Below are 23,122 nucleotides of genomic sequence, written 5' to 3'. Positions count from 1 at the left end.
CACCTGAAAGAGTCGTTCCATGCAGGTCTGGCCTGGAGAGGCGTATCCACTCGGTGCCACGTACGACGGCGCCGGCACCAACTTCGCGGTCTTCACCGAAGCCGCGGACCGAGTAGAGCTGTGTCTGTTGCACGACGACGGCTCGGAAACGGCGGTGGAACTGCGCGAAAGCGACGCGTTTGTCCGGCATGCGTACTTGCCCGGCGTGATGCCCGGACAGCGCTACGGCTTCCGCGCGCACGGCCCGTACGCTCCCGAGCGCGGCCTGCGCTGCAACTCGTCGAAGCTGCTGCTCGACCCGTACGCGCGCGCGATCAGCGGTTCCATCCGCTGGGGCGAGGAGGTGTACGGCTATCACTTCGACTCGCCCGACAAGCGCAACGATCTCGACTCGGCGCCGCACACCATGACGTCGGTCGTGGTCAACCCGTACTTCGACTGGGGCGACGACCGGCGGCCCCGGATCGGGTACCACGAGACGGTGATCTACGAGGCACACGTCAAGGGCCTCACCATGCGGCACCCGGGGCTGCCGGAGGAGCTGCGCGGCACCTACGCGGCCCTCGCGCATCCCGCGATCATCGAGCACCTGGTGGAGCTCGGCGTCACCACCCTGGAGCTGATGCCCGTCCACCAGTTCGTGAACGACCACCGCCTGGTCGACATGGGCCTGAACAATTACTGGGGCTACAACACGATCGGTTTCTTCGCCCCGCACAACGCGTACGCCTCCTGGGGCGACCGCGGCCAGCAGGTCCTGGAGTTCAAATCGGCGGTCAGGGCGCTGCACGAGGCCGGGATCGAGGTCATCCTGGATGTCGTCTACAACCACACCGCGGAGGGCAACCATCTGGGCCCGACGCTGTCCTTCAAGGGCCTCGACAACCCGCAGTACTACCGCCTGACCGACGACCAGCGGTACTACATGGACACCACAGGCACCGGGAACTCGCTGCTCATGCGGTCCCCGCACGTACTCCAGCTGATCATGGACTCGCTGCGGTACTGGGTCACCGAGATGCATGTCGACGGCTTCCGCTTCGATCTCGCCGCGACCCTGGCCCGGCAGTTCCACGAGGTGGACCGGCTGTCGTCGTTCTTCGACCTGGTGCAGCAGGATCCGGTGGTCTCCCAGGTGAAGCTGATCGCCGAACCGTGGGACGTCGGCGAGGGCGGCTACCAGGTGGGCAACTTCCCGCCGCTGTGGACCGAGTGGAACGGCAAGTACCGCGACACGGTACGGGACCTGTGGCGGGGCGAGCCGCGCGCGCTGGCGGAATTCGCCTCCCGGCTGACCGGTTCCTCCGACCTCTACCAGGACGACGGAAGGCGTCCGCTGGCCTCCATCAACTTCGTGACCTGCCACGACGGGTTCACCCTGCACGACCTCGTCTCGTACAACGACAAGCACAACGAGGCCAACGGAGAGGACAACCGCGACGGCGAGAGCCACAACCGGTCCTGGAACTGCGGGGCGGAGGGCGAGACGAACGACCCTGCGGTGCGGGAGCTGCGGGCCCGGCAGATGCGCAACTTCATCGCCACGCTGATGCTGTCCCAGGGCGTGCCGATGATCAGCCACGGCGACGAGGTCGCGCGCACGCAGCGCGGCAACAACAACGCCTACTGCCAGGACAGCGAGCTGGCCTGGGTGGGATGGCCCGAATCCTCCGGCGAAACGGGCCTCGGCGCCGAACTGCTGGCCTTCACCCGCGCGATGGTGTGGCTGCGCAAGGACCACCCGGTCTTCCGCCGTCGCCGCTTCTTCCACGGGCGGCCCGTGGAGGGCACCCACGACGAGCTGTCGGACATCGCCTGGTTCACGCCCGAGGGCCAGGAGATGACCCAGCGGGACTGGGACCGGGCGCAGGCCTCGGCACTGACGGTCTTCCTCAACGGCAACGCGATCTCCGAGCCCGGCCCCCGTGGGGAGCGGATCACCGACGACTCGTTCCTGCTGATGTTCAACGCCTCGCCCAAGACGCTGGACTTCGTGGTGCCGGTCAACCACGGCCGGCAGTGGCAGGTCGTGGTCGACACCGGCCGCCCGGACGGGGTGCCGCCGGGCACGGGGGCGAAGGTGCAGGCCGGGGATCGGCTGACGCTGGTGGACCGCAGCATGACGGTGCTGCAACGGCCCGTCTAGCAGGGTGGTTCGTGTGCCGGTCACCGGGTACGCGCGTGTGGGGAGCGTTTTCGGCGCGTCCGGGGTACGAGGTCGGATGCGCCGTTTGCGTGGGGACGGGACCGTACCGTCGTGCCGTTCTCGTCGGGACGGAACGGTCCCGTCGCGCCCCCGGTGTCACGACGGGACCGTTCCGTTCCGACGTCCGCGTCCCGCACACATGGAGCACCGATGACAGGAAAGGCGGCAGGGCGGGTACGTAGGTCTGCATGACATCTGAGCGACCCGACCCGTCGGTGCCCACGGCCACGTACCGGCTGCAGCTGCAGCCCGAGTTCCCGTTCGCGGCCGCGGCGGCGGCCGTGCCGTACCTGGCCTCGCTCGGCGTCTCGCACCTGCACCTGTCCCCCGTCCTGGAGTCCGTCCCCGGTTCGACCCACGGCTATGACGTCGTGGACCACGCGCGCGTGCGGCAGGAACTGGGCGGCGAGGACGGGCTGCGGACGCTGTCGCGCACCGCTCGGGAACACGGCCTCGGTCTGGTGATGGACATCGTGCCGAACCACATGGCGATGGCCCCGCGCCACAACCATGCCCTGTGGGAGGTGCTGCGGGAGGGCCCGAAGTCGTCGTACGCGCGATGGTTCGACATCGACTGGGAGGCACAGGGCGGTCAGCTGCTGCTGCCGGTGCTGGGACATCCGGTCGGCGCGGAGCTCGGCAACCTCGCGGTGGACGGCGGGGTACTGCGCTACTACGACCACGTGTTCCCGCTCCGCGAGGGCACCGAGGAACTCCCGCTGCCCCAGCTCCTGGACGCGCAGTGGTACCGGCCGGTCTGGTGGCGGCTGGCCCGTACGGAACTCAACTACCGGCGTTTCTTCAGCATCTCGGAGCTGATCGGGGTGCGGGTCGAGGATCCGGAGGTCTTCGAGGCCACCCACTCCAAGATCCTCCAGCTGCTGCACGAGGGAGTGGTCGACGGGCTGCGCGTCGACCACCCCGACGGCCTCGCCGACCCCGACACATACCTCCAGCGGCTGCACGAGGCGACGGGCGGGCGCTGGACGGTCGTGGAGAAGATCCTGGCGGACGGGGAGCAGCTGCCGGCCAACTGGCCGATGGCGGGGACCACGGGCTACGACGCCCTGCGGCACATCGACGGGCTGTTCACGGACCCGGCGGGGTTCGGGGAACTCCTCGGCCAGTACCGGCGGTTCGCGGCCCCGCAGACCGACCGCGGCGGCGACTGGGCGGCGACGGCACGGCGGGCGGCGTACAAGGTGATCACACACGAGCTGGCCGCCGAGACCGAACGGCTGACCCGGGTGGCGACACGCGTGTGTGCCGCGTCCCCGGAACCCGCGCTGCGCGACCGCGCGCCCTGGGCGCTGCGCACCGCGCTCCAGGAACTCCTGGTGCGGATGGAGGTCTACCGGCCCTACGGCTCCTCGGACGCCGCCGCCGTCGTCACCGAGGAGGCCGCGGCCGAGGCCCGGCTGGCCTTCGTGGTCCCCGAGGAGGCGGGCGCCGTCGACGTCGTACGTGATCTGGTGCTGGGGCGGGCCGGTGACGGGCCGGACCATGTGGAGTTCCGGACACGGTTCGCGCAGACGGCGTCGGCACTGCGGGCCAAGTCCGTGGAGGACACGGCGTTCTACCGGTATGTGCCGCTGCTGTCGGCGACCGAGGTGGGCGGGAATCCCGGGAGTCCGGCGGTCTCGCCCGAGGAGTTCCACGCCTACTGCACGCGCGTGCAGCGGGACTGGCCTCTGACGGGGACCGTGGTGTCGACGCACGACACCAAGCGCAGTGCCGACGTGCGTGCGGCCCTGGCCGTGCTCACCGAGTGCCCCGAGCGGTGGGCGGACACGCTGGCCGAGGTGACCCGCACCGGCGACGGCGTGCCGGACGCACAGCTGGCGTGGGCGGCCTGGCAGACGGTGTTCGGGCTCGGCCCCGCGGCCCCGGAGCGGGTCCGGGAGGCGCTGCTCAAGCATGTGCGCGAGGCGGGGCTGTACACGAGCTGGACGGAGCAGGAGCCGGCGTACGAGGAGGCGGTGGCGGCGTTCGTCGCGGCCGGGCCGTGCGGGCCGCAGGGCGAGCAGGTGGCCGGGCTGCGGAGCCGGCTGGAGCCGCACATCCGGGCGAACGTGCTGGGCACGGCCCTGGTGCAGCTGACGATGCCCGGGGTGCCCGACGTGTACCAGGGCACGGAGGGCACGTACCTGGCGCTGGTGGACCCGGACAACCGGCGGCCCGTGCGGTTCCCGCCGGAGGACTCCGGTGACAAGGGCGCGCTCACGGCTGCGGCGCTGCGGCTGCGCCGACGCAGGCCGGATGTCTTCGGTGACGCTGCGACGTACACGCCGCTGGTCGCGGCGGGGCCCTCGGCGGCGCACTGCGTGGCGTTCGTGCGCTCCGGGGAGGTGGTCACCGCGGTGACCCGGCTGTCGCTGCGGCTGGCGGAGGCGGGCGGCTGGCGGGAGACGGTGCTGCCGCTGCCTCCGGGCGTGTGGCGCGATGTGGTGGTACCAGAGCGGGAGTTCTCCGGGCACGCGCGCGTGGAGGAGCTCTTGGGCGACTCGCCGGTGGCGCTGCTGGAGCGGGTGGCCACGGACTGACCAGGTCAGGGTGAGTGCGGCCGGTGCGGCCAGGTCTTCCGTTGCTGCGGGCCGGGGGGCGTGGGCGACCCCGCCGGCACATACGGCTCCACCGGCTGCCGGCACATGCATCTGGGCGCCCCCCTGTTGCCTCCCCGATGGCATGCTTGACAGCTCAACCGGACCGTGGGGTACTGCGAATGGCGAGGCCGGTCGGACGTGTCGGGGGTGAGTCTCCTGCCGGAGCTGCGCTACCCCACGTTAACCGAACTGGTTTTGTCCGCGAGGGCGTTGGCCGCACAGCGCCCCGACGTCTGCCGGCTGAGGCAGGTGGGTGTCTCGCGAGCGGGCAGGCCCCTGCATGTGCTGTCGATCGGCCATGCCCGGCGGGCCGTCCTGGTGGTCGCGGGCGCCCACTCCAACGAACCGACCGGCGGCCCCGCCGCCCTGGCGGTGGCCGCACGGGTGCTGGCCGAGCGGGAGCTGAGATCGGGCACGTCCTGGCACTTCCTGCTGTGCGCCGATCCGGACGGGGCGAGTCTCCATGTCACCCCGGCTCCGCGCAGCCTCTTCGACTACCACCTCGGCTTCTTCCGGCCCGCCGGAGAGGAGCAGCCGGAGTGGGCCCCCGCGATGCTGCCGCCCGATCGGCTGCCGCCCGAGACCCGTACCCTGACCGGGCTGATCGACGAACTGCGCCCCTACCTCCAGGTGACCCTGCACGGCACCGATCTGGGCGGCAGCTGGGTGCAGCTGACGAAGGACGTGCCGGGCCTCGCCGAACCGTTCTCGAAGTCCGCGGCGAGGTTGCACATCCCGGTGGAGACCGGTGCCTCGGACGCGGCGGGCTGGCCGACGTCCGGGCCCGGGGTGCATGTGATGCCGGCGCCGGGCGCGGGGGCGGCGTACCCGAGCATGCCGGACGACGCGCGGCGCAGCACCTGGTATCACGCGCACCTCTACGGCGGTCTGACCGCGGTGGTGGAGGTGCCGATGTGGGCGAGCGACCTGGTGGACGATCCGGCGCCGCATCCGACGCCGGCGGCGGCCATGGGGCGGCTGGCGGGCCGGCTGCTGCGCCAGTCGCGGACGGTGGACCGGGTGCTGGCGGATGCGCTGCCGCGTCTGGAGGGCGCCGACGGGCCGTTGCTGCGGGCCGCCACCTGGAGCCTGGGGCTGGTTCCGGGACTGGCCGCGGACTGGGTCCACACCCGGCCCGCCGACGACACCAGGGCGTACATCGGCAGTGTGGACGCGTTCTCCCGCCGGCTGCCGCTGCGGGCGGCGGCCATGCTGCTGCGGGTCCTTCGGGAGGCCGACGACCGTGCGGCACCGCGTCTCGAACGGCTCGTCGAGGCCTGGAGCGACGCCTTCGCGGACCGTTTCCGGGCCCGCTGGGTGCCGTTGGAGCACCAGGTGGAGCACCAGGCCCGCACGGTCGTGGCGGTGGCGCTGCACGCGCGCGTGCGGGCGGACTGAGCCGACGCCGCTCCCCGCGCGTGTGCGTCACCGCGCCACGCGTCGCGCCTCAGCTCTCCAGTGCGAAGACCGCCCCGGTCCGCGCCCGCATCACACATCCGTTCGGGAAGGTCTGCCGGTACTCGACCGGTCGGCCGTTCCACTCTCCGCCGGCCTGGGCGGTGACCGGTGCGTAGAGCATCGTGCAGTAGACGTCCGCGGGCGGAAGTGAGCCGATGTCGCCGCCGACGGCCGCGAGTTGGGCGCAGGCCTCGGCGGCCCGGCCGTGGCCCTGGGGCGGGTCGCACAGCAGGAGGGTGCCGCGGGTGTCGCCGGAGCGGCCGTCGCCCTTGGTCACCACGAGGAAGAGGTGGTCTCCGGTGGAGGGCCCGGCCGGCGCGGGCGCAGCGGCGGCGAGGAGCAGGACGGCCGCCACCGTCAGACCCGCGCGTGCCGCTCGCCGTACCGCCGTCGCTGTGATCGTGTACGTCATTCCCGATGCATCGGCACGGCGGCCTCGGAACCCCACCCCGGCTCACCCGAACGGGAGCACGCGGGCGCTTGCCGCGCGGCGAGCTCGAAGGCGGCGAGCACCACCCGCGACTGGTACTCGATCTGGCGCGGGACCGGGATCCAGCGCGCCCCGCAGCCGTCGCGGTAGTCGGCACACCAGATGTCGATGAGCCGGTCCAGCTCCGGCAGGGCGCCGGCCGGGTCGGCGCCCGCGCGGGTCACGAGCTGGTGCAGCAGCCCGGCCGTGCGCAGGGCCAGGCGCCGTCCGGCGATGCGCAGCGCGGCCAGGTGGCCGGTGCTGAGCGGGGGCAGCGGGCGGCCGCCGTCGGTGACGTCGGGGTCCCAGGCGTCGGCGAGTCCGGGGCCGACCAGTAAATAGTCCTCGACCGGGGCGAGCAGGCGGGCCGCGTCCGGGGCGTCCGACACCTGCGGGCGGATCCGCGCCAGTACGGACTCCAGGAGCCGCGTGTCGCGGCGCAGCGTGTGGCTGACGGTGCGCAGGACGGCGGCCGCGTCGGCGGGTGTGCTGCCGTCCTCGACGGCGGCCACGCCCCACATGGGTGCCTCGACGACGGCGGTCGCGGTGCCGTGCCGGTGCGGGTGGTACCAGGTCGACTCGACGGCGGCCTCGGTGATGGCGGCGGCCAGGTCGCCGCGGCGGGGCGGCGGGATCCGGTAGACGGCGGGGCCGAGGCACGGCCAGTACAGGGTGTCGTACGGGCCGAACTCGCGGGGGATGCGCAGCCGGGCCGCCGTGTGGGCGACACGCCGGGCGAGGCCGGGCAGGTCGCGGGTGAGTTCGACGAAGCCGCCGCCGACGTCGACACCATGCAGGGAGCACTGGAGGAAGGGCCGCAGTTCGTCCTGGAGGGCGAGGAGGGTGCGGGTCTCCGGAAGTGCGGCGGCCTCGGCGCCGTCGGGCAGCCATTCGGGCTGTTCGCCGAAGCCGGGCCGGAAGAAGTTCCGGAAGTAGCGGTCGAGGGAGTACGGGCCGCGCAACCAGCCCTCGTTGCGGCGCAGGCCGTCGGGGTCGAGGCAGAGCAGGAGGTTCCAGGTGGCGTCGGCCCCGACGGTGAGGCGGGGGTCGGACAGGGCCTGCTCGGCCAGTCTGAGGACGGTCCCGCCGCCCACGGGCTCGTTGGCGTGCGGACCGGCGACGACGAGGGCCTGGCGGCTGCCGTGGCCGACGGACAGCAGCCACAGGGGGTTGCCCGCGCGGGAGGTGCCGGCGCGGCGCAGTCGGGCGTCTGCGGGGTGGCGGGCGACGAGCGCTGCGGCCCGTGCACCGAGCTCGTCGACGGTCGGGTAGCGGAGGAGGGGCGGCAGGGCACACCTCCACAATGTGGTGCCGTCGGTTCACCTGGTGTGCATGGTGTACGCACAGTCAGTCACGACTTCAGGGGTACGTCAACACCACGCGACGGACAGGGTTTTGGGCCGGGACGGCACGTAAATCCCAGGCCAGAGGTGAGGTTGTGCTCAGTTGACCGCGAGCCGGAAGGCCATCCGGCCGAACCCCACCTGGTCGCCCTCACGGACGACGGCGGCGCCGATGACCCGTCGGCCGTTGACCGTGGTGCCGTTGGTGGAACCCAGATCCCGCAGGACCCACATGCCGCCCTGACGGCTGAGTTCGGCATGGACCCGGGAGACCGTCTCGTGGGTCAGCCGCAGGCCGTTCGCCGGATCGCGGCCTATGCGCAGCGCGTGGCCGCTGCCGGGGTGCGGCAGCAGCAGCTTGGGCAGGCGCTCGGCCTGCCACGCCCTGCGCAGCCGTACGGTGAAGCCGGAGACTGCCTCGACGGTGCCGAACACCAGTCGGGAGACGCGGCTCTCCTGGTGCAGATCCGCGGTGAGCGCGGCGAGTTCGTCGGACCGGCGCGCGATGAGGGCCAGCTCCATGCGGCGCACGAACGTGTCGTGCGACAGACGGCCCATGGCGACGCCGTCACGGAGCACCTTCAGCACCTTGTCGCGCTCCGTGTCGGACAGCCGCGCGGGGTACGTGTTGAACTCGAAGGACGACGTCACATTGGTGATTGTCGGGCAGTGAACCCCGGGTGTCCAGAAAACGAGACAACGCCCGCCACACGCGTGTGCCTGACGACACCTGTCACAAAGGGGAAGATTCAAAGGCGGATTGATCTCGTTTGACGCACCATGGACGGGCTACATCACGGTGAGCAGACGAAGGGGACCGTCCGTGCAGTTCGAGGTGTGGGCACCGCAGGCCGACCGTGTGACGCTCCATTGCGCCGGCGCCACGCGCGCGATGGAGCGCGATCAGGAACGCCCGGGATGGTGGCGGGGCGAGGCGGAGGCCGGGGACGGCACCCGGTACGGCTTCGCGCTGGACGACGGCCCCGTCCTTCCCGATCCGCGCTCGCGCCGTCAGCCGGACGGCCCGGACGGGCTCAGCGCGGTCGTCGAGCACGAGCGGTACGCGTGGCGTACGCGGTGGGCGGGCCGTCCGCTGCCGGGCGCGGTCCTCTACGAGCTGCACGTGGGCACCTACACGCCCGAGGGCACCCTGGACGCGGCCGCGGCCCGTCTCGACCACCTCGCCGAACTCGGCGTCACCCACGTCGAGTTGATGCCGCTGTGCCCCTTCCCGGGACGACACGGCTGGGGCTACGAGGGCGTCTCCCTGTGGGCCGTGCACGAGCCCTACGGCGGTCCCGAGGCCCTGAAGCGTTTCGTCGACCGGGCGCATGAGCTGGGCCTGGGCGTCGTCCTGGACGTGGTGCACAACCATCTGGGCCCGTCGGGCAACTATCTGCCCGTCTTCGGACCGTACTTCACGGACACGCATCACACGCCCTGGGGTTCCGCGGTCAATCTGGACGCGCCCGGATCCGACGAGGTGCGCGCGTTTCTGCTGGGCAGCGCGCTCTCCTGGCTGCGGGACTACCGGATCGACGGACTGCGCCTGGACGCCGTGCACGCGCTCGCCGACACGCGCGCGTGCCACTTCCTGGAGGAGCTGTCGACAGCTGTCGACGCCCTCGCCGCCGAGCTGGGGCGGCCGCTGTTCCTGATCGCCGAGTCGGACCTGAATGACCCGCGGCTCATCACGGCTCGCGCGGAGGGCGGTCTCGGGCTGCACGCGCAGTGGAACGACGACTTCCACCACGCCCTGCACACCGCGCTGACCGGTGAGTCCCAGGGCTACTACGCCGACTTCGCCCGCGCGCCCCTGGCCGCGCTCGCCAAGACCCTCACCGGCGGCTACTTCCACGACGGCACGTACTCCAGTTTCCGTGGCCGCAGCCACGGGCGCCCACTGGACCGTACGCGCGCGGCGGCGCACCGGCTGCTCGGCTACTCCCAGACCCACGACCAGGTCGGCAACCGCGCCGTGGGCGACCGGCTGGCGGCGTCGCTCTCCCCCGGCCTGGTGGCCTGTGCGGCGGCGCTCACCTTGACCGCGCCCTTCACGCCCATGCTGTTCATGGGTGAGGAATGGGCGGCGGGCACGCCCTGGCAGTTCTTCACCGACCACACCGACCCCGAGCTCGCCGAGGCCGTACGGCGGGGCAGGCGGCGGGAGTTCGCGGAGCACGGCTGGGCCGAGGAGGACGTGCCCGACCCACAGGACCCGGCGACCCGGGACCGCTCCTGCCTCGACTGGTCCGAGCCCGAACGTGAGCCTCACGCGCGCGTACTCGCCTGGTACCGCCGGCTTCTCGCGCTGCGGCACGAGCAGCCGGATCTCACCGACCCCGACCTCGCCGACACCAAGGTCGCTTACGACGCGGACCAGCGCTGGCTCGCCTTCCGCCGCGGGGACGTCCGGGTGGCCGTGAACCTCGCGAAGTCGTCGGCGGCGATCCCCCTCGGCCCCCGAGAGGCCGCCGTCCTCGCGGCCTGGGAGCCCGTGGAGGCACCGGGCGAGGACGGGGTGCTGCATGTGCCCGGGGAGTCGTGCGTGGTCCTGCTTCAGGCCTGACCTCACGCAGCCCCCTTCGCTGCCCCGGCTCGCGCGAGGGCGGACACGGGAGCCGGTTCCAGGTGATGGGCGCGTGTGCGCAGGCCGCGGACGACGATCACGCCGAGGCGGAAGACGACCTCCCCGAAGGCCATGAGGACCAGGGCAGCCACCCACGCCTGCCCACCGGTGATGTCGTGAGCGGTGGAGAAACGGGCGACGGACGCCCCACCGGAGGGGTGGGAGGACCAGACCGAAGCCGAGCCGGAAGCCCATGCCGACCACCCACAGGGCCGCCGCGCCCAAGGCCGCCTTGACCCGTATGTGCCCGTCCGCGTACCGGACCCGGGTGATCGAGCCTGCTGCCAGCCCCAAGGCCACGCCGGTCCCGGCGAACGCGCCGATCAGCACGAGGTCGTTGCCCGCGGTGGGGATGTCGTGCAGGTAGGCGATCCCCGCCCAGGTGATCAGTGCGAGCGGCAGCAGCACCGTGCGGAGCGTCAGCCTCTCCTCGCGCAGCTGCCGGAGGACCACGAGGAGAAGCGCCACGTCGATGAGCCAGTCGGAGATCGTCATGCCTCGACTATCCGGCTCCGGCACGGTCGCGCGCCTCGACCCAAGGGTGGAAGGAGGGTGGAAAAAACCAGGTGGAGACGCCTACAACCCCGCCTCGTCCGTCTCCTCGTCCCGCAGTTCCGTGACACGTTCCAGCAGGATCGCCTCCCAGGCGCGCAGCAGCCGGGTGCGCAGGAGCGGCAGGAGGGCGGCATCGCGGCCCTCCAACCCCTCGGCGAGACGAATCACGGTGTCGCAGCGGGCGAGCCAGAGGCCGCGCAGACAGGGCCGGGCGCCGTAGCCGGCGAGGGTGGCGGCGCGCACGGCGGCGGGCGAGCCGACGGCGAGGGCGAGACCCGCGATGTCCTCGGCGGGGTCGCCGACCACCGTGGCGGTCCAGTCGAGGACGCCGCGCACCCGGCCGTCGGCGCTGATCACGAGGTGTTCGCCGGTCAGGGCGTGGTGCACGAGGACCGCGCTCCCGGACTGCGCGGCAAGCTGGACCGCGGCCGACGAGGTGAGCTGCTGGAGCCGGGCCGGATCGAACTCGTCGGCCGCGCGCAGGACTTCGGCGGCCCGGCCGGCCTCCCTGCGCAGTGCCTCCAGGGAGCGCGGGGCGACGCGTGGGACGCCGAGCGCCTCGGCCTGCCGTACCGGCACCTCGCGCAGCCCGGTGAGCAGACCGGCAAGGTCGGCCTCGCCGACGGCGGAGACGTCGTGCTCCTCGGCCGAACCGCCGGGCACCTTGGTGTCGAGCGTGTAGGCCAGCCCGGGCGCCCACTCACCCTGCGCCACGCTGGTCGGCACCGCGACCGGGACGTGCGGGCGGACCAGGTCACGCAGCCGCAGTTCGCGGCGCCTGCGGGTGGAGGCCGCACGGTCGCCCGCGAGGCGCAGCACATGGCGGGTGCCGACCCACCAGGTGGCGTGCCCGCCGCCCTCGGCGACGGGCCGGACCTCGGGTCCGCCGGCCTCGCCCGCGCCGGACGTGCTGTCCTTGAGCAGGGAACGGACCAGCCGGCGGACCGTGTCCGCGGTGGGTGTCGGTGCCTGGGTCATGGTCGCGCCGTAGTCGCTCGGGGGTGGAGGGGCTCTTGGGGCTCGGTCAGTCCACTATGACCATCTCGCGGGTGGTGTCGTTGAGCCTGCGGCCGCCGTCCTCGGTGACCGTGACGATGTCCTCGATGCGTACCCCGAAGCGGCCCGGCAGATAGACGCCGGGCTCCACGGAGAAGCACATGCCCGGGACGAGGGGCTGTTCCTCGCCCTCGATCATGTACGGCGGTTCGTGTGTGGTGACGCCGATGCCGTGCCCGGTGCGGTGGATGAAGTACTCGCCGTACCCGGCGTCGGCGATGACCGCGCGGGCGGCCCGGTCGACCTCCTGGCAGGGCACACCGGGCCGTACCGCACGGAAGCCCGCCTCCTGCGCCGCGCGCACGAGATCGTGCACCCGGCGCTCCTCGTCGGTGGGTTCGCCGACGTGGACCGTGCGGGAGGTGTCTGAGCCGTAGCCGTGCCTCAGGCCGCCGAAGTCGAGGACGACCATGTCGCCGCGTTCGATGACCCGGTCGCCCACCTCGTGGTGCGGGTTGGCGCCGTTCGGACCTGAGGCGACGATGGTGAAGTCGACCTGGGAGTGGCCGAACCGGCGCAGCAGTCCGGCGAGGTCGGCGGCCACCTCGGACTCCCTGCGGCCGCCGAAGGGCACCTTCCGGATCTCCTCGAACGTTGCGTCGGCGGCCGCTCCCGCGGCCGCCAGCAGCTCCAGCTCCGCCGTGTCCTTGACGGCCCGCAGCATCGGCAGGGCCTCGGTGAGGGAGGCGTACGACGTGCCGGGCAGTGCCTTCTGCAGGCCCAGCAGGTGCATGACCCAGGCGTTGTCGCTGATGCCGAACCGGCCACCGGCATCCAGGAGGGCGGCGGTGGCGGCGTAGGGGTCCTTGCCGTCGGTCCAGTCCCGCAGCGTCAGGGCGCTCGCGCCGGCCGCCTTGGCGGCGTCCGGGGCCTCCAGGGTGGGCACGACGAGGACGGGGTCCTGGGCTGGGGCGAGAACCAGCAGGGTGAGCCGTTCGGTGACGGCGGTGGGTGCGTAGCCGGTGAGCCACACCAGATCCGGGCCGGGGGCCACGAGGAGACCGGCGAGCCCGGCCTCGGCGGCCGACCGTGCCGCGCGCTCCATGCGCGCCCTGTAGTCGTCGGCGGCGAAGGGCGCTGCGGTGCCGGTCATCCGGGCCTCCCTGGGCGGGGTGAGGGTCTCAGGGCAGCATCCTGCCCGGACGGCGAGGGGCGCGCGAGCCGGTCGACACGTCTTTCGGACGGACCGGACACAAGTCCGGCCCCCGCGTCAGCTCTCCAGGGCCATGCGGACGCCGAGAAGCAGCAGTACGCCTCCGGAGACCTGTTCCAGACGCCGGCGCACGCCGACGCGGGACAGCACGGCCCGCAACCGGCCGACGAACCACACGTAGAGGCCGTAGTAGCCGACCTCGTAGACCGCCCAGAGCGCGGCGAGCCCGACCATGGTGAGCAGGTGCGGGGCGCCCTCGGGGACGAACTGCGGCAGGAAGGACAGGGCGAAGACGGCCGCCTTGGGGTTGGCGAGGTTGAGCAGCAGTCCCGCGCGGTAGGCGGCCCAGCCGGTCCTGCCGGTGTTCTCCCAGGCGCCGTCGGCCGCGGCCCCCTTGGTGCGGCGCGCCTGCCGCAGTGCCTGGGTGCCGAAGGCGACGAGCACGACGGCGCCGCCGATGCGCATCACGTCGTAGGCGATCTCGGAGGCGGTCAGCAGCGCGGTCAGGCCCAGCGCGGCGACGACGCCCCAGATGAACACCCCGGTCTCGTTGCCGAGCACGGTCAGGAAGCCGGAGCGTCTGCTGTGCAGCGACTGCCTGATGATCAGCACGGTGCTCGGCCCGGGTGACGCTGCGATGAGGGTGCAGGCACCGAGGAAGGCGATGAGCGTGGTCGGCATGGGCTCATCGTGACGCCGACGGCCGGATCCGGACCAGTGGTTTTCCACTTGGATTAACGGGAGTGACTTGATCAGGCATTAGTTCTAATGCTTGGATCAACCCAAGCCATTAGACGAGGGAGTACGGTCGTGCTGGTACTCGCACACATCAGCGATCTTCATCTCGACGGGAGCGCACGGGCGACCGAGCGCGCCGAGCGGGTGCGTGACCGCCTGTGGAGGTTGCCGGGGCGCGTGGACGCTCTGCTGGTGACCGGTGACATCGCGGATCACGGCGCCGAGGCGGAGTACGAGGAGGCCGCGCGGATCCTGGGACTGCACGAGGGCGACCCGCCGTTCCCGGTACTCACCTGCCCGGGCAACCACGACAGACGGGCCCCGTACCGCAAGGCCATGCTGCGGCGGCCCGCGGACGACGGTCCGGTCAACAGCGTGCAGGTGTTCGACGGCGGTGCGGTGCTGATGTGCGACTCCAGCATCCCGGGCAGCGACGAAGGGGCGCTGGACGAGGAGACGTACGCCTGGATCGAGGCCACCCTCGACGAACTGGACGGGAGCCTTCCGGCACTGTTGGCCTTCCACCATCCGCCGGTGGCGCTGCACCACCCGCTCCCCGACTCCTACCAGCTGGACGCGCCCGGGCGGCTGGCCGCGCTGCTGGAGCGGCGGCCCGAGATCGCCGGACTGGTCACCGGTCACGCGCACACGCCCGCGGCGACCGTGTTCGCCGGGCGGCCGCTGGTCGTCGGACCCGGGGTGACCTGGACACTGCGGCTGCCCTGGGAGGGCGAGCAGATCGCGGACCGGGACGCGCCGGTCGGTCTGGCCTTTCATGTGCTGGACGACGACCGACGGCTCACCACGCACTTCCGGGTGGTCACATGAAGACAGGGCACGTGACGAGCGTTCGCGTGACGACGGTTCACGTGACGACCCCCGGTACGGCCGTCAACTGCTGGTAGCCGCCGCTGCGATGGCGGACCGTCAGCACGACCTCGCGGCCGGGGCGGGCGCCGGCGACGGCTCGCGCGAGGTCGACGGCCGTGTCGATCCGGGTACGGCCGACGCCGAGGACTACGTCGCCGCGGACCAGGCCCGCCGTGAAGCCCGGGCCCGGGACGTGGACGCCGACCACCAGCGCGCCCGCCTTCTCTGCGTCCACGGCCTCCAGTCCCAGGGTCGCGGTGACGGGGGCCGGCCGGCGGGCCGGAGCCGATGCGGAGGAGGTCGCGGACTCCGAGACGGACGGGCTCGTCCGGGTGCGCTGCCCGTCCTGGCCCGGTGCGCCCGGGCCGGAGGCGGCCTGCCCCGGCACTCCAGGCCCACCCGCCTGCCGTTGCAGTTCGGCCAGTCTGCTCATGCCGATCACCGTGGCGCCCACCGTGCCGAGGCCCACCCCCGTCAGCACCAGGACGGCCGCGACGAACAGGCCGACCAGGAGAGTCGTGAGCCGACGTCCGCGCCGGCGCGCGGCGTGCGGGCGCCGGGCGGACCCGGACTTCCTGCCTCCGCCCGGTTCCTGACCGGGCATCGGCTTGGGGCGCAACGCAGTCTGTTCCATGGATCGCCTCCGGCTGGATCACCACCGGATGGTGCCTACCCGGCGCACCGGCATGTGACGAGCCACGAACGAGTGAGACTGACGGGAGGTCAGCGGGAAGCGGCCCGAACCAGCAGGTCGACGAAGTCCGCCGCGGCTCCGCTCGGTGCGCCCGCGCCCACTGGTTCAGCCCGGTGCACGACCCGCGGATGGGCGATCGGCACGGTGACCGTGCCCGGCACACCGGGGGCCACCGGCCGGGGCAGCAGGACAAGGCCCTGGCCGACTGCGGCGGGGGCAGGGCGGGGGCGAGGTCACACAGTCGACGGACGAACTCTCATTCACCCCGCGGGACAACAGCACCCACACCCGCCAGGAGCATGCCCCATTCTGGACGGAAAAGTTCGGAAGCCGTATACGGAACGACGAAGTCCCGTTGTCAGTGGGAGCTGTTACGTTCTGTGACATGACCGGTCAGAACTCGCCGACTTCCCCTTCACCGCCGAACTGAGCGCTCTCGCCGACGACTTCGAGCGGTTCGGTGAGCCGGTCCAGGCGGAGCGGGCGCGGCGCCTGCACACGGGCGGTCGGGATCGGGGCGGGCATCCGCCGGGCCGACGAGTACGCGGGCGGTCGAAGAGCCCGAGCGGTCGTGACGTCCGAGGCGGTCGGGAGTCTCGACCATCACCCCGCCAAGGGCAGCGCCGGCGGTCGGTCCGGGAGGAAGCCGTGGGTGCGGCGGGCCAGGTGATCCGCCTTGTAGCGGTCGACCGTGCGGTGCCAGTGGAGGATGCCCGCCAACCAGTGCTGGAGGTCGGTGACATAGCCCCGCATGACCTCCCGCGCTTCCTCCGAGAGATCGAAGTCGTCGTACACGACGGGCAGTTCGTGCGCGGCGACATGCTCGAACTGCTGCATGCGCTGGGTCATCAGGTCGTGGACGACGCCCAGCGCGGTCGGGTAGTCGATGCCGAAGAAGTTCTGCACGACAAGGATCGCGTTGTGGACCTCGCCCTCGTACTCGATCTCCTTCTGATAGGAGAAGACGTCGTTGACCAGGCATGCGTAGTCGACGGCGGCGTTCTCCAGGGAGCGCACCGGTCCGCTGCGGTAGACCTCCGGCGGGACGGCGGGACCGTGGCCCATCCGGCACATGCTCATGGTGAGGTCGGAGCCGAAGGTGGCGCGCCGCATCTCCAGGTAGTCGACCGGGTCGGGGACGCGGTGCTGGATCTGGTTGGCCAGCTCCCAGACCCAGCTCTCGGTCATGACGTTCACGGCGTCCTTGAGGGTGCGCCGCTGGTCGGGGGGCATCTCGGCCGTGGTGCGGGCCCACAGGTCGATCAGACCGCGTTCCATGGCGTTGACGGGGACCAGGACCTGCTCGCCGTCGAGGGGCATGCAGTCCGACAGGCGCTGTGTGGCCAGGCGGGCGGCGGCGAGGTCGCGGCGGCCGCCGTAGACGAGCGGGTAGTAGTCGTCGCCGTAGGTTCCCCAGGCGAGCCAGTTCGAGCTGAGGTCGAGGGCCTCGGGGCTCGCGTCCGGGTCGATGCCCGCGGAGCACAGCGGGAGGTCGGCCGCGGCGAGCTTGTCCTCGTCCCAGACGCCCTCCTGGAGCATTCCCATGCGGTGCGTCCACTCAATGAGGCGGGGGCGGGCGCCGGGCAGGTGCGGGCTGAGTTCGTTCTGGAAGGGCATGTGGAAGTCGGGCAGCAGCGACGGACCGACCTTCTGGAAGGGCACATGCGTGTGGGCGCGCAGCCGCTCGGCGCCGGCCGCGGCGAGCAGGGCGCCGACGTCGGCGGCCGAGGTGCCGGGGCCGGTCAGAGTCTGCCAGGGGGAGGTGGTCTCGGCGCGGGCGTTCATGTAGCGGCTGGAGCGCATGTGCCATTCGTGGCCGCCGGACTGCCAGTCCTGGAGGCCTTGCGTGTAGGCGGCGACGGCGGTCAGCTCGCCCGGCGAGAGACCTTTCTCCAGGGCGATCGCGGGGACCTCGGTGAGGGCCGTGTGCTCGAACTGGTGGAGGCGGGAGGTGAGGACGTCGTTGACGGTGTCGGCGGCCTCCTGGGTGGTACAGCCGAAGAAGGTCTCCAGGACGAGGACGCCGTTGCTGAGCTCGCCCTCGTCCTCGACCTCGCGCTGGTAGGAGAACAGGTCGTTGCGCAGGTGGACGCCGTCGGAGAAGGTCTCCATCAGCACGCGGAGGGGTCGTGTTCCGGCGACGGACGGCGGTACCTCGGCCGTCGCGTACTCCACGAGACCGGCCGACCAGGGGGCGCCGCCGACCTTGCGGCGCATCTCGATGTACTCGATGGGGTTGGCGATCCGCCCCTCGTTGATGTTGGACAGCTCCCACAGCGACTCGTTGAGCAGGTGCTCGGTGGCGACGGCGAAGCGGCGGCGCCAGTCCGCGGACATCGACGGCACGGTCCGCGTCCACAGGTCGGCGAGGCCGGCCTCGACCGGGTTCTCCGGCTCGGGCATCGGGGTCGACAGGTCCATCGGCATGAACAGCGGCAGCCGGTCGAGGTAGGCCTTGCCGCCGGCGCGGTCCTGAGTGCGCTTGAAGATCTCGAGGAAGTGGTCGTCGAAGAAGAACACCCACACGTACCAGTCGGTGATGAGGGAGAGGGCGGGGCCGTCGCAGTCGGGATGTGTGTAGGCGCAGAGCAGGCCGTAGTCGTGCGCGTCGAGGTCGGACTGCTCCCAGATCCCGGACCCCTCCAGCATGCCCATCTCGCGCGCCCACACGGTCGAGTGGGCGCGTGCCTCGTCGACGTGCGGGTTCAGCCGCGCGGGATACGGCATGTAGAAGTGCGGGAGTTCGAAGGGCTGCTGCGTCATGAGCCGGGCCCTACCCAGGGCGCTCCGGAGGCATCCGCCACAGCACACGTGGTCACACCATCGCGTGAATCCGGACTGAACTCGGGAGTTCCCGGCGGAACTTGTGGCGTTGATCTCCACGCGCAGACTTCACCCGTTCACTCCGTCTCCCTGCTGCGCACCGCCCGCCCCACCTCCGCCCGCAGCGCGACGAACTCGGGCAGTCCACGGGTGGCGATCTGGTCCCGCCGCCCGGGGAGCCGGACCGGCAGGTCCCGGACGATCCTCGAGCCGGGGCCCGGGGAGAGGACGACGACGCGGTCGCCGACGTAGACGCTCTCGTCGATGTCGTGGGTGACGAACACGATGGTCGTGCCGTCGGTGCGGTGGACCTCCAGGAGCAGGTCCTCCAGGTCCTCCCGGGTCTGGGCGTCCAGGGAGCCGAAGGGTTCGTCCATGAGGAGGAGGGTGGGGCGGCAGACAAGGGCACGGGCGATGGCGACGCGCTGCTGCATTCCGCCGGAGAGCTGCCAGGGGTGGCGGCGGGCGGCGCCGGACAGACCGACGCGGTCGAGGATGCGGTCCGCCTCGGCACGGCGTTCGGCCCGGGCGAGGCCGCGGCGGCGCAGCGGCAGGGCGACGTTGTCGCGGACCGTGAGCCAGGGAAAGAGGGAGCGGCCGTAGTCCTGGAAGACGACGGCGAGGCTGTCGGGGACGCCGGTGACCGGTGCACCGTCGATCGTGACCGTGCCCTCGCGGGCGGGGAGCAGACCGGCGATGGTGCGCAGCAGGGTGGACTTGCCGCAGCCGGACGGCCCGACGACGCACAGGAGTTGGCCCGCGGGGACGGTGAGGGTGATGTCGTGCAGAACGCGGTCGCCGTAGTGCTGGCCGACCGCGGTGAGCTGGAGCATGCGGTCGGTTCCCTGTTCCTGGGTGCGGGTCGTGTGGCTCATGTGGCCCTCCCCCTGCCGATCAGTCGTTTCTCGATGGCCAGCAGGCCGGTGTTGAGCAGATAGCCGAGGGCGCCGAGCAGGACCAGCGCCGCCCATACGGTGAGCAGGTCGGAGCGGGTCTGGGCTTCGGTGAGCGTGAAGCCGATGCCGTTCGCGGTGCCGGGCAGCAGTTCCGAGAACACCATGAGGATGAGGGAGAGCGAAAGGCTCAGGCGCAGGCCGGCGAAGATGCGGGGCAGGGCGGAGGGCAGGACCAGGAACCACAGGCGTTCGGCGGTGTTCAGGCGTAGGACCGCGGCGACGTCGAGGCGCAGCGGGTCGGTGTTGCGGACGCCGGCCGCGGTGTTGATCAGCACCGGCCAGACGGCGCTGAAGGCGATCGAGGCGATCTGCATCGGGGTGCCGAACGCGAAGACCACGACGAAGACGGGGACCAGGGCGGGAGGCGGGACGGCCCGGGCGAACTGAAGGACGGGGTCGGCCAGCGCGTACGCCCGTCGCGAGCGGCCGACCGCGACACCCAGCACGATCCCGGCGGCGGCCGCCAGCGCGAACCCGGCGGCCATCCGGCCGAGGCTGGGCAGGATGTCGTCCACCGCGGCCGAGCTGAGGAAGAGATGCCGGACGGGCCCGTCGAACCACAGCTCGTGGACGTGGCGGGCGATGCGGTCCGGGGGCGGGAAGTAGACGCTGCCGTGGGCACGGGCGGCCGACTCCCATACGCCGACGGCCAGGACGAGGACCAGCCACCGGAGGAGGGCGGGGTGGGCGGCGGCGCGGGAGCGGGTCGGAAGCGCTGCCGGTGCCGGGCTCCCCTGTGGTGCGGTGTCTGCTTCCCCGCTCACACCCGAGCCCCTCCCCCAGCGGTCTCCCGATGTTCCGGGGTCCAGGGAAACAGCCGTCGCTCGCCCCACACCAGCACCCCGTTGATGACCAGTCCCAGTGTCCCCGCCCACACCACACCTGCCAGGACGTCCCTGGTGCCGTCCGTGGCCAGGCCCGCCTGGGCGATGAAGATGCCGAGGCCTTCGCCGAAGCCGGAGAGGATCTCCGTGGCGACGGCGAGGATGAGGGCGACGGCGGCGGAGATGCGGATGCCGGCGGCGATGAGGGGAGCCGTGGCGGGGAGTTCGGCACGCAGCAGGACCGCGAGGCGGCCGAAGCCGAAGGCGCGCAGGGTGTCCTTGGCGAGGGGGTCAATCTCGCCCAGGCCGTAGACGGTGTTGAAGAGGATCGGCCACACCGAGGCGTAGGTGATCAGCGCGACCTCGGTCTCGGTTCCGGAGCCGAGGAGCAGGGAGACCAGGGGGATCAGGGCGACGGACGGCAGGGGTCGCAGCAACTCCACGATCGCCCGGGTGGCGGTGTCGACGAGCGGCACGCTGCCCAGCAGCAGGCCGAGTGGTACGGCGATCGCGCAGGCGAGGCCAAGGCCCAGCGCCCAGGCCCGCAGGGTCACTCCGACCCCGTCGAGGAAGACCGGGTCCCCCGCCAACTCCAGGGCCCGGCCGAGGACTTCGGTGGCGGGCGGCAGATAGCTGCGGCGGACAAGGCCGGCCCGGCTCACCGCCTCGCACACACCGAACGCGAGCAGCACTCCGAGGAGCCCGAGCCACAGCTCCTGATGCACCCTCAGCCGCCGCACGGACACCGCCCCTTCATGCGCGCCGACGGCGCCCTCTCATGCCCCGCACCGACGAACGCCCCTCACTTCACCAGCAACGTGGTGGGATCGATCGGCTTCTTCAGCATCTTCTGTTTCTCCATGAGCTCGGTGAGCCGGGCGAGTTGCGTTCCGTCCATGGTGGCCGGGTACACCGGCAGGTCGATCTTCTCCGCCTGCTCCTTGGTGACCTTGGTGTACGTCGGCAGCACCTCACGCACCAGGGACGGATCCGCCTCGGCGAGCTTGACGGCTGCTTTCAGGGCCCGTTGGAACCGCGCGAGCGCGTCGGCGTGGTTCCCGGCGAACCTCTCCGTCGTGATGTAGCCGCTGAGCGGGATCGACTCGACGGGGGCGGACGCCCCGTCCACCAGCACCCTGGCCCCCGACTCGTCCTGGATGGAGCTGTCGAAGGGCTCGACCGCGTGGACGGCGTCGACCTGTCCCTTGTCCAGGGCGGCACCCATCTGCGGGAAGGGGATCTGCCGGTAGACGGGGCGGCCGACGCCGTGTTTCGCCAGGATCTCGTTGAAGGTCAGCGACTGGACGTTGTTGAGGACGTTGACGGCGAGCTTCTTGCCCGCGAGATCGGCGAGGGTCTTGATGTCCGAGTCCTTCGGCACCAGGACGTCCATCATGCGCGGCGCGGCCCTGATCGCCTCGGCGACGATACGGATGTCGAGGGTGCCCTGGTCCTGGGCCTGGAAGTAGGTCACGTAGTTCGCGCTCGCGACCATGTCGATCTGGCCCTTGGACAGAGCGGGCAGCGCCTGGAGGCTCTGCTGGATCTGCTGGACGCGGACGTCGAGGCCTTCCTTCTCGAACAGCCCGCGGTTCTGGGCGATGTAGAGCATGGCGCAGTCGCTCAGGGGCAGCGCGGCCACCCTGACCGTCGTGCGTCCGCCGTCCGAGGACGTGGAGTCCCCGTCACCGCCGCAGGCCGTGAGCACCAGTGCGAGGGTGGCCGCGGCGGCCACCGCCTTCCCGCTTCCCGAACGCCGAGGTCGTAACGTCATTCCCCACGTCATCCGGGCATGATGACCGATCGATTGACATGATCACTACACCAAGGTCAGCCGAATCGTCACTCTTCGGAGAAATGCGAAAGGATCTCCTCCGCGACCCAGCCGAGCGCGTCGGGCAGCGCCTCGGTGGCCACCGGCAGCCACAGCGAACAGGCGGTGAGCCCCGCTTCGGCCAGCTGCCCGAGCTCCTCGCGCACCCGCTCGGGGGTGGGTTGCGCTCCGCCCAACGGACGCCGCCCGGGCGGTTGTACGGCGGCCTGGAAGCCCGGTGGTACGAACATCAGACCTTCCGTGAGCTCCAGGACGTTGGCCGGATCCCGCCCCGCCTTCTCCCCGAGCTCCGCCAAGCGGCCCCGCACCTCGGCGACTCCGGTCGCGTCCAGCCCGGAGCCGTGCCAGGCGTCGCCGTACCGCAGCGCCCGCCTGAGGGCCGCGTCGCTGTGGCCACCGACCCACACGGGTGGCCCCCCTGGCGTGCGCGGCCGCACCCCGAGCCGCACCTCGGCCTCGTCGCGCCACAACTTGCGTACGGTGTCCAGCTGTTCGTCGGCGCGCCTGCCCCGCCCGGTGAACGGCACCCCGGCGGCGGCGAACTCCGCGGTGTCCCAGCCGGTGCCGACACCGAGCGTGAACCGGCCCCCGGACAGCCGGTCGAGCGTGGCCGTCTGGTGGGCGACGACAACAGGCTGGTACAGGGGCAGGATCAGAACGCTGGTCACCAGCCGGATCCGGGTGGTCGTCCCGGCCACGGCGGACAGCAGGACCAGCGGATCCGGGGTCACGCCCACCGCTCCCGCCAGCAGATGACTGCTCGCGATGAGATGGTCGAAGCCCAACTCCTCGGCGGTACGGGCGGTTTCGAGGACGCCGTCGAGCTCGTCCTCGTGTGCGGGCCACAGGCGGTGCGGTGCGACTCCCAGACGCATGGGGTGCGACTCCCTTGGGGTGAGGGGCAGAGGGTG

The 23,122-nt window shown here is 71.8% G+C and carries 19 protein-coding genes and 1 pseudogene; 5 read left to right on the top strand and 15 right to left on the bottom strand.

The genetic code is table 11. The features are described from left to right. The first annotated feature begins 19 nt into the window (after positions 1-19). From glgX to QF027_RS36770, 3 genes are all read left to right on the top strand, one after another. Positions 20-2,146 (top strand): glycogen debranching protein GlgX, encoded by a 2,127-nt coding sequence (glgX, locus tag QF027_RS36780; protein WP_307079481.1) that lies wholly within the window; start codon positions 20-22, stop codon positions 2,144-2,146. A 248-nt stretch (positions 2,147-2,394) separates the two neighbouring features. Next, positions 2,395-4,749 carry a malto-oligosyltrehalose synthase gene (gene treY, locus QF027_RS36775; RefSeq protein ID WP_306974931.1) on the top strand — a complete coding sequence of 785 codons (2,355 nt, stop codon included), beginning with the start codon at positions 2,395-2,397 and terminating at the stop codon, positions 4,747-4,749. Positions 4,750-4,956: 207 nt separating this feature from the next. Then, positions 4,957-6,207 carry a M14 family zinc carboxypeptidase gene (locus QF027_RS36770; protein WP_307079480.1) on the top strand — a complete coding sequence of 417 codons (1,251 nt, stop codon included), beginning with the start codon at positions 4,957-4,959 and terminating at the stop codon, positions 6,205-6,207. 49 nt (positions 6,208-6,256) lie between these two features. On the opposite strand, the gene QF027_RS36765 is transcribed toward QF027_RS36770, so the two are convergent. The 3 genes from QF027_RS36765 to QF027_RS36755 form a co-directional block, all read right to left on the bottom strand. Then, a complete protein-coding gene (locus QF027_RS36765) occupies positions 6,257-6,679 on the bottom strand; it encodes an SSI family serine proteinase inhibitor (RefSeq protein WP_306974935.1) in 423 nt (140 codons plus the stop codon). Beyond that, positions 6,676-8,040, bottom strand: coding sequence for a M14 family zinc carboxypeptidase (locus QF027_RS36760; RefSeq protein WP_307079478.1), 1,365 nt, complete (start codon positions 8,038-8,040; stop codon positions 6,676-6,678). Before QF027_RS36760 ends, QF027_RS36765 begins: the two co-directional genes overlap by 4 nt. 138 nt (positions 8,041-8,178) lie before the next feature. After that, positions 8,179-8,730: a DUF1707 and FHA domain-containing protein gene (locus tag QF027_RS36755; protein WP_306974939.1), complete on the bottom strand. Its 552-nt coding sequence runs from the start codon at positions 8,728-8,730 to the stop codon at positions 8,179-8,181. 172 nt (positions 8,731-8,902) lie between these two features. Between QF027_RS36755 and treZ the strand changes: the two genes are divergently transcribed. Beyond that, positions 8,903-10,648, top strand: coding sequence for a malto-oligosyltrehalose trehalohydrolase (gene treZ, locus QF027_RS36750; protein WP_307079476.1), 1,746 nt, complete (start codon positions 8,903-8,905; stop codon positions 10,646-10,648). 2 nt (positions 10,649-10,650) lie between these two features. On the opposite strand, the pseudogene QF027_RS36745 reads toward treZ, so the two are convergent. The 4 genes and pseudogenes from QF027_RS36745 to QF027_RS36730 all read right to left on the bottom strand — a co-directional run bounded on the left by QF027_RS36745 (position 10,651) and on the right by QF027_RS36730 (position 14,153). Further along, positions 10,651-11,203: pseudogene (locus QF027_RS36745) on the bottom strand (hypothetical protein). Between the two features lie 81 nt (positions 11,204-11,284). Beyond that, positions 11,285-12,241 (bottom strand): aminoglycoside phosphotransferase family protein, encoded by a 957-nt coding sequence (locus QF027_RS36740; RefSeq protein ID WP_306974943.1) that lies wholly within the window; start codon positions 12,239-12,241, stop codon positions 11,285-11,287. A 46-nt stretch (positions 12,242-12,287) separates the two neighbouring features. After that, positions 12,288-13,412, bottom strand: coding sequence for an aminopeptidase P family protein (locus QF027_RS36735; protein WP_307079474.1), 1,125 nt, complete (start codon positions 13,410-13,412; stop codon positions 12,288-12,290). A 117-nt stretch (positions 13,413-13,529) separates the two neighbouring features. Then, complete coding sequence (locus tag QF027_RS36730; protein WP_307079472.1) at positions 13,530-14,153, bottom strand: LysE family translocator; 624 nt, start codon at positions 14,151-14,153, stop codon at positions 13,530-13,532. Positions 14,154-14,282: 129 nt separating this feature from the next. Here QF027_RS36730 and QF027_RS36725 point away from each other — a divergent pair, with 129 nt between their 5' ends. Continuing rightward, positions 14,283-15,038 carry a metallophosphoesterase gene (locus QF027_RS36725; protein WP_307079470.1) on the top strand — a complete coding sequence of 252 codons (756 nt, stop codon included), beginning with the start codon at positions 14,283-14,285 and terminating at the stop codon, positions 15,036-15,038. A gap of 37 nt (positions 15,039-15,075) precedes the next feature. Here the strand turns inward: QF027_RS36725 and QF027_RS36720 are convergent, their stop codons facing one another. The 8 genes from QF027_RS36720 to QF027_RS36685 form a co-directional block, all read right to left on the bottom strand. Then, positions 15,076-15,714, bottom strand: coding sequence for a PDZ domain-containing protein (locus QF027_RS36720; RefSeq protein WP_307079468.1), 639 nt, complete (start codon positions 15,712-15,714; stop codon positions 15,076-15,078). Positions 15,715-16,167: 453 nt separating this feature from the next. Next, on the bottom strand, positions 16,168-16,299 hold the full coding sequence (locus tag QF027_RS36715; RefSeq protein ID WP_307079465.1) for a hypothetical protein: 132 nt from the start codon (positions 16,297-16,299) through the stop codon (positions 16,168-16,170). A gap of 78 nt (positions 16,300-16,377) precedes the next feature. Further along, positions 16,378-18,537 (bottom strand): germacradienol/geosmin synthase Cyc2, encoded by a 2,160-nt coding sequence (gene cyc2, locus QF027_RS36710; protein ID WP_307079463.1) that lies wholly within the window; start codon positions 18,535-18,537, stop codon positions 16,378-16,380. A gap of 137 nt (positions 18,538-18,674) precedes the next feature. Next, positions 18,675-19,430 carry an ABC transporter ATP-binding protein gene (locus tag QF027_RS36705; protein ID WP_307082634.1) on the bottom strand — a complete coding sequence of 252 codons (756 nt, stop codon included), beginning with the start codon at positions 19,428-19,430 and terminating at the stop codon, positions 18,675-18,677. Positions 19,431-19,468: 38 nt separating this feature from the next. Continuing rightward, on the bottom strand, positions 19,469-20,218 hold the full coding sequence (locus QF027_RS36700) for an ABC transporter permease (RefSeq protein WP_307082633.1): 750 nt from the start codon (positions 20,216-20,218) through the stop codon (positions 19,469-19,471). A 95-nt stretch (positions 20,219-20,313) separates the two neighbouring features. Next, positions 20,314-21,117, bottom strand: a complete 804-nt coding sequence (locus QF027_RS36695; RefSeq protein ID WP_307079461.1) for an ABC transporter permease — start codon at positions 21,115-21,117, stop codon at positions 20,314-20,316. 62 nt (positions 21,118-21,179) lie between these two features. Continuing rightward, entirely contained in the window at positions 21,180-22,151 is a 972-nt protein-coding gene (locus QF027_RS36690) for an ABC transporter substrate-binding protein (protein ID WP_307079459.1), read from the bottom strand. Positions 22,152-22,219: 68 nt separating this feature from the next. Beyond that, positions 22,220-23,086: a TIGR03619 family F420-dependent LLM class oxidoreductase gene (locus QF027_RS36685; RefSeq protein ID WP_307079457.1), complete on the bottom strand. Its 867-nt coding sequence runs from the start codon at positions 23,084-23,086 to the stop codon at positions 22,220-22,222. Between the last annotated feature and the right edge of the window lie 36 nt (positions 23,087-23,122).

Source organism: Streptomyces canus (assembly GCF_030816965.1).
Taxonomy (GTDB): Bacteria; Actinomycetota; Actinomycetes; order Streptomycetales; family Streptomycetaceae; genus Streptomyces; species Streptomyces canus_E.
Note: the sequence above shows the minus strand (reverse complement) of the source record. Positions and strands in the feature narration are given on the sequence as shown.

Bases quoted from the DNA above. Each gene is read 5' to 3' on its own strand.
- glgX (WP_307079481.1), top strand. From the start codon at position 20: ATGCAGGTCTGGCCTGGAGAGGCGTATCCACTCGGTGCCACGTACGAC.
- treY (WP_306974931.1), top strand. From the start codon at position 2,395: ATGACATCTGAGCGACCCGACCCGTCGGTGCCCACGGCCACGTACCGG.
- QF027_RS36765 (WP_306974935.1), bottom strand. From the start codon at position 6,679: ATGACGTACACGATCACAGCGACGGCGGTACGGCGAGCGGCACGCGCG.
- QF027_RS36740 (WP_306974943.1), bottom strand. From the start codon at position 12,241: ATGACCCAGGCACCGACACCCACCGCGGACACGGTCCGCCGGCTGGTC.
- QF027_RS36735 (WP_307079474.1), bottom strand. From the start codon at position 13,412: ATGACCGGCACCGCAGCGCCCTTCGCCGCCGACGACTACAGGGCGCGC.
- QF027_RS36730 (WP_307079472.1), bottom strand. From the start codon at position 14,153: ATGCCGACCACGCTCATCGCCTTCCTCGGTGCCTGCACCCTCATCGCA.
- QF027_RS36720 (WP_307079468.1), bottom strand. From the start codon at position 15,714: ATGGAACAGACTGCGTTGCGCCCCAAGCCGATGCCCGGTCAGGAACCG.
- QF027_RS36715 (WP_307079465.1), bottom strand. From the start codon at position 16,299: ATGCCCGCCCCGATCCCGACCGCCCGTGTGCAGGCGCCGCGCCCGCTC.
- cyc2 (WP_307079463.1), bottom strand. From the start codon at position 18,537: ATGACGCAGCAGCCCTTCGAACTCCCGCACTTCTACATGCCGTATCCC.
- QF027_RS36705 (WP_307082634.1), bottom strand. From the start codon at position 19,430: ATGCTCCAGCTCACCGCGGTCGGCCAGCACTACGGCGACCGCGTTCTG.
- QF027_RS36690 (WP_307079459.1), bottom strand. From the start codon at position 22,151: ATGACGTTACGACCTCGGCGTTCGGGAAGCGGGAAGGCGGTGGCCGCC.
- QF027_RS36685 (WP_307079457.1), bottom strand. From the start codon at position 23,086: ATGCGTCTGGGAGTCGCACCGCACCGCCTGTGGCCCGCACACGAGGAC.